Annotated in this window: 5 protein-coding genes; 3 read left to right on the plus strand and 2 right to left on the minus strand. The window is 62.8% G+C overall.

Translation table 11 applies throughout. The annotated features are described in order from the left end of the window. Positions 1–795: proline--tRNA ligase (gene proS / locus VF497_RS11170; protein ID WP_330888683.1), on the minus strand; the 795-nt coding region annotated here is incomplete at its 3' end. 1,101 nt (positions 796–1,896) lie between these two features. Here proS and VF497_RS11175 point away from each other — a divergent pair. Beyond that, positions 1,897–2,850, plus strand: a complete 954-nt coding sequence (locus VF497_RS11175; protein WP_330888685.1) for a right-handed parallel beta-helix repeat-containing protein — start codon at positions 1,897–1,899, stop codon at positions 2,848–2,850. 37 nt (positions 2,851–2,887) lie between these two features. On the opposite strand, the gene VF497_RS11180 is transcribed toward VF497_RS11175, so the two are convergent. Beyond that, a complete protein-coding gene (locus tag VF497_RS11180) occupies positions 2,888–3,349 on the minus strand; it encodes a DUF4124 domain-containing protein (RefSeq protein WP_330888687.1) in 462 nt (153 codons plus the stop codon). A 110-nt stretch (positions 3,350–3,459) separates the two neighbouring features. On the opposite strand from VF497_RS11180, the gene pssA reads away from it, so the two are divergent. Then, positions 3,460–4,266, plus strand: coding sequence for a CDP-diacylglycerol--serine O-phosphatidyltransferase (gene pssA / locus VF497_RS11185; protein ID WP_330888689.1), 807 nt, complete (start codon positions 3,460–3,462; stop codon positions 4,264–4,266). A gap of 151 nt (positions 4,267–4,417) precedes the next feature. Continuing rightward, a partial coding sequence (locus tag VF497_RS11190) for a GAF domain-containing protein (RefSeq protein WP_330888691.1) occupies positions 4,418–5,128 on the plus strand: 711 nt, incomplete at its 3' end.

Consider the following 5,128-nt stretch of genomic DNA (forward strand, 5'->3'; position numbering starts at 1 on the left):
GACGTCGGCGCAGGTCGACTTGCCCGGCGTCGGCACGTCGCGCAGCGCCTCGCCCGCCGCGGCGCGCGGACCGGGCGGCAGCGCCGCAGCGAGTTCGACATTGGCCGCGTAGTCGGAGCCGTCGGAAAACACGAGCGCGTCCTCGCCCGAGTCGGCGAGCACCTGGAACTCGTGGCTGCGGCTGCCGCCGATCGCGCCCGTGTCGGCGGCAACCGCGCGGAAAGCGAGGCCGAGGCGCGTGAAGATGCGCGCGTAGGTCGCATACATGTTGTCGTATTCGCGGCCGAGGCCGTCCTCGTCGAGATGAAACGAGTAGGCGTCCTTCATCAGGAATTCACGCGCGCGCATCACGCCGAAGCGCGGGCGGATCTCGTCGCGGAACTTGGTGTTGATCTGGTAGAAATTGACCGGCAGCTGCTTGTAGCTTTTCAGCTCGCCGCGCGCGAAGTCGGTAACCACTTCCTCGGCGGTCGGCGCGTAGCAGTATTCGGCTTCCTTGCGATCCTTGATCTTGAGCAGTTGCGGGCCGAATTTCTGCCAGCGGCCGGTTTCATCCCACAGTTCGCGCGGCTGCACAGTCGGCATGATGACTTCGAGCGCGCCGGCACGATTCATTTCCTCGCGCACGATGTTTTCGACCTTCTTCAGCACCTTCAGGCCCAGCGGCGACCAGGTGTAGAGGCCGGCGGCGTGCTTGCGCAGCATGCCCGCGCGCAACATCAGCCGGTGGCTGGCGATTTCCGCATCGGCGGGTACTTCCTTGACGGTGGCGAGGTGGAACTGGGACAGGCGCATGGGGATTCGCAAAGGCTCGACAGGGCCCGCGATTGTAGCTGCAGTGCACAATGCAGCCAAACGGTGGCGAGTACGCGTTTGCGGCCGCCGAACGTCGAGGACGTATGCGAGCCAAAGGCTGATCGCCGATTCCGACGTTCCGAAATCAAGTGCTGACTCGAAACTTCGGTCTGATTGCGTTAGTGACAGTCAGTAGGGCTATGCTCATAGCGTAGCGACCCTTCGAAGTTGCCGGGGACGAACCCGCGCTCAAACCATGGCCGCGCAGTGCATAGCGGAACTGGTTCGCAGAACTCTTTCCTCAAGAAGCGACCTAAAGCAAGCAAAGATTTGGATACAATAACGGCGCGAGCCATAGACGAAATTGTGGGCAATCTTGAGGCGACCGCGCGACGTCGGAGATACGACACGCGGAGCCTTTTCGGAGTACGTTCGCTACATTCCGGTTGAGCCGGATAGAGAAACAGGCTTCAGGCAATTGCGGGACAGCCGAAGGAATGTGAACTACCGATTCCGTTCCATGGCGATTAAATCCTGAATTGGCGAGGATTCCGATGAGCGTCCGAGGTGGAATGGTTGTGCGGGCCCTAAGCGCATGCACAGTGCATGTGCCATCGGCGTCCGCGCAAGGCCTCGATGTACGCAATCGCCATGCTCGAAACCAAGCATTAGCCGTCAGCTCAACAGCCGCGATAAAGTGCGGCGGGCGGTCTCGTCGAGTGGAGCGGCCGCACGGCGGCTCTCGCGGGTCGCGATGGCTCCAGCGTCGCCCCGGAGGGCGACAGTTCAACGTACCCCAAATCGCTGTGAGTTCGCCGGCTCCGACATTCGGGGCCACTTCCGCTGCGAATCCCGTCAACACAAATGCAACGTCCGCAGCGAGACACGGCGGTGGCGAATCGCTCGCGCTGATGCGCGGCCAAATCCGGAGAGCTTGCATCACATTGAAAAATATTTTTGACAGGCTGTGCGTGGAATGCACTGCTTACTCGGATTCGATTTGTTCGAGGACGTTTTCGGCAGGGAATGTTAACTACGCTCGCGCGCTCGTTGCCAACGAGTAGCGCTCCAAGGTCTTTCATTCGTTCAAGGGGAACAATCATGAACAGTAAACATATCGTCCACGGCCTGTTGTTGCTCTTGCTCCAATTCGCTGTTGCCACCTCACTTCACGCGCAGGCCACGCGCACCTGGGTTTCCGGAGTAGGCGACGATGCCAATCCGTGCAGCCGCACTGCTCCTTGCAAAACGTGGGCGGGCGCGATTTCGAAAACAGCGCCGGGCGGCGAGATCGATGCCCTCGATCCGGGTGGCTTCGGTGCGCTGACGATCACCAAATCCATCTCCATCGTCGGCAAGGGGGGGACGAGTTCGACGCTTGTCGCAGGAACCAACGGTTTCGTTGTCGCTGCGCAACCGAACGATGTGGTCATGATCCGAGATATGGAATTCGACGGCCTTCTGGGCAACGGAAACGTCAACGCGGGATTGAACGGGATCCGCTTCATCAGCGGAGGCGCGCTGTACATCGACAATTGCCGGATATTCGGCTTCTCCCAGCAAGGCATCGACATCAACCCGAGCAATAACGCGAGCGTGAATATTTCGCGCACGGCGGTGAGCAACATCGGCCCGCAAATTGTGGGTTCGGGAGCAATCTGGATCCATCCCACCAACGGAGCCACGGCAAATGTAACCATCACCGATACCACGATGGAACACAGCGGACGCGGGCTGCGTGCCGAAGACAATTCCCACGTGGTAGTGCAAAACAGCGTAGCCAGCAATAACGTCAACCGCGGCTTCATCGCGTTTTCCAATTCCACCGCCGTGACACTTTCGATTGAAGGAGGAAACGTGTCGTCAAATGGAACCGGCGGCGTTTATTCGCACGGAAGCCTGTCGACGGTCCGCTTGTCCAACGTGCAAGTCACGAACAATCAGGTAGGCCTGTTCGCCGATGGCAGCGGGAATATCGTTTCCTTCGGCAACAATCGCGTGAGCGGTAATACGTCTGGCGACGGAGCCCCGACCGGCTCGGTCAATCAGATGTAAATACAGTTTGAGAATGAACTGCGCTGAACCCCGACGATCACTGAGAATTCCGGCAGTAAATCGCGACGTTCTGTTGTACTGCAACCATCCGCTCGGCGCGAGCCTTCGCGTCGAGCGGCTTGCCGCTTGCGGCATCGGCGAGCGGGGATTTGCCTTGCAGCAGTTCCAACGTCGAGCGGGCCTTGTCGCAGGCCTGCTTGCGGTTTTCCTGTGTATCGGCGGCCGCCGTGGGCGCCGCCGCAGTCGACTGGCTCGGATCGGTCGTGGCGGAACCGGCCGGTGGCGTTTGCGCGGATGAGTCGGTGCTTTCCGCACCAGTGATGCGTACGCGCGTCGCCTTGCTCTGGCCCCGCGGTTGCGTGTCGGAATAGTGGATGACGCCGTTTGCGTCCGTCCAGCGATACAAATCGGCCGCTCCGGCAGCTTGCGCAAACAGCACGGCTAGCGCGAACGGAAGCCATGCAACACGACTTGACTGAACGGCGCTGGCGCGAGGCATGAAAGGGCTCCCGAACGGCTGAACGGTGTCGATTATAGGGCCTGTTGTCCTAACCCCGCGAGGGCTTGCGGTACACTTCAGTTCATTGCCTAGACCCGAGCAGGATCAGCGTGGATTCCGTTTCCGACCTCAAGCCGAAACCGCGCCGCGGCATCTACCTGCTGCCGAACCTGTTCACCACGGGCGCGCTGTTCTCGGGTTTCTACGCCGTGCTCGCCGCATTCGCCGGCAATTATGTCGGCGCTGCGGTCGCGGTGTTCGTTGCCGGCATCCTCGATTCGCTCGACGGCCGCGTCGCGCGCCTGACCAATACACAGAGCGAATTCGGCGTGCAGTACGACTCGCTGTCGGACATGTGCAGCTTCGGCATCGCGCCCGCGGTCGTCATGTATGCCTGGTCGCTGTCGACGCTCAAGGCCTACGGCCCGCTCTGGGGCAAGATCGGCTTCGGCGCGGCATTCGTCTACGCCGCCTGCGCGGCGCTGCGGCTCGCGCGCTTCAACACCCAGGTCGGCGTCGCCGACAAGCGTTACTTCCAGGGGCTGGCGAGTCCCGCGGCGGCGGGACTGTTGATGTCCTCGCTGTGGGCCGCGACCGAATACGGCATCGACGGTACGATGGCGCAGTTCGTCGCGCCCTTCCTGACCGTGCTCGCGGGCGGGCTCATGGTCAGCCGCGTGCGCTACTGGAGCTTCAAGTCGGGGCCGAAATCGGACAAGGTGCCGTTCGCGATCATCCCGATCGCGGTGTTGATCCTCGTCGCGCTCTACGTCGATACCGCGCTCGTGCTGTTCGTGATTGCGGCGTTGTACGTAATTTCCGGCCCGCTGCTGACGCTGTGGGGCATGCGCGAGGCGCGCGGTCGCCGCGACGTGCGCAGCGATGAAAGCAAACCGGGTACCGAGCCGCCGCCGTGAGAACCTGTCCTCCAAGCTACTGCGCTCGGCATTTCGCGTGCGTACGGTGCTCGGAATCCTCATGTACTCGACTGTACACTCCGGTTCCTGCGCTCCGTGCGCACGCGAACTGCCTTCGCTCGCTACGCTTTGAGGACAGGTTCTGAACGCCTTGCACCCCGTTGCCGCCGATCCGCGCGATTCCGCGCGCGCAGGCGGGCGGCGCGCGCTGGGCTTCCTCGCCGACCTGTCGCAGTCGCTCGCCGTCTCGCTCGATCTGAAGACGACGCTCGGCCCTGCGCTCGCGCGCACGATGGACTTCATGCACGCCGAAGGCGCGTCGCTGTTCCTGCTCGATCCGGCGACGAAGCTGCTCGAATGCAAGGTCTGCGCGGGCCCGGTCGACATCGTCGGCCTCAAGCTCGAGGTCGGCCAGGGCGTGGTCGGCCGCGCCGTCGCCGAGAATGCGCCGCAACGCAGCGACGACGCGCGCCGCGACGCGCGCGTCAACACGCGCGTCGATGCCGAGACCGGCTTCGTCACGCGCGCGATCCTGTGCGTGCCGCTCGCGACCGCGCAGGGACCGATCGGCGCACTCGAAATCATCAACCGCCGCGACGGCGGCGCGTTCGACGCGGACGACGCAGAGATCCTGCGCCTCGTCGCCGCGCCGATGGCGCTGGCGATCAACAATGCGCGCCTCGCACTCGAGGTCGCCGAGCAGCAGCGCATCCGTCGCGAGATGGGCCTGGCCCGTTCGATCCAGAAGTCGCTGCTGCCGAAACGCCGCCGTGGCCACTTCCCGTTGCTCGGCGTCAATCTGCCCGCGCACGAGATATCCGGCGACTTTTACGACTACTTCGACCTCGCCGACGGCCGCCTC

Origin of the sequence: Rudaea sp. (genome assembly GCF_036383415.1) — a bacterium.
Classification (GTDB): Bacteria; Pseudomonadota; Gammaproteobacteria; order Xanthomonadales; family Rhodanobacteraceae; genus Rudaea.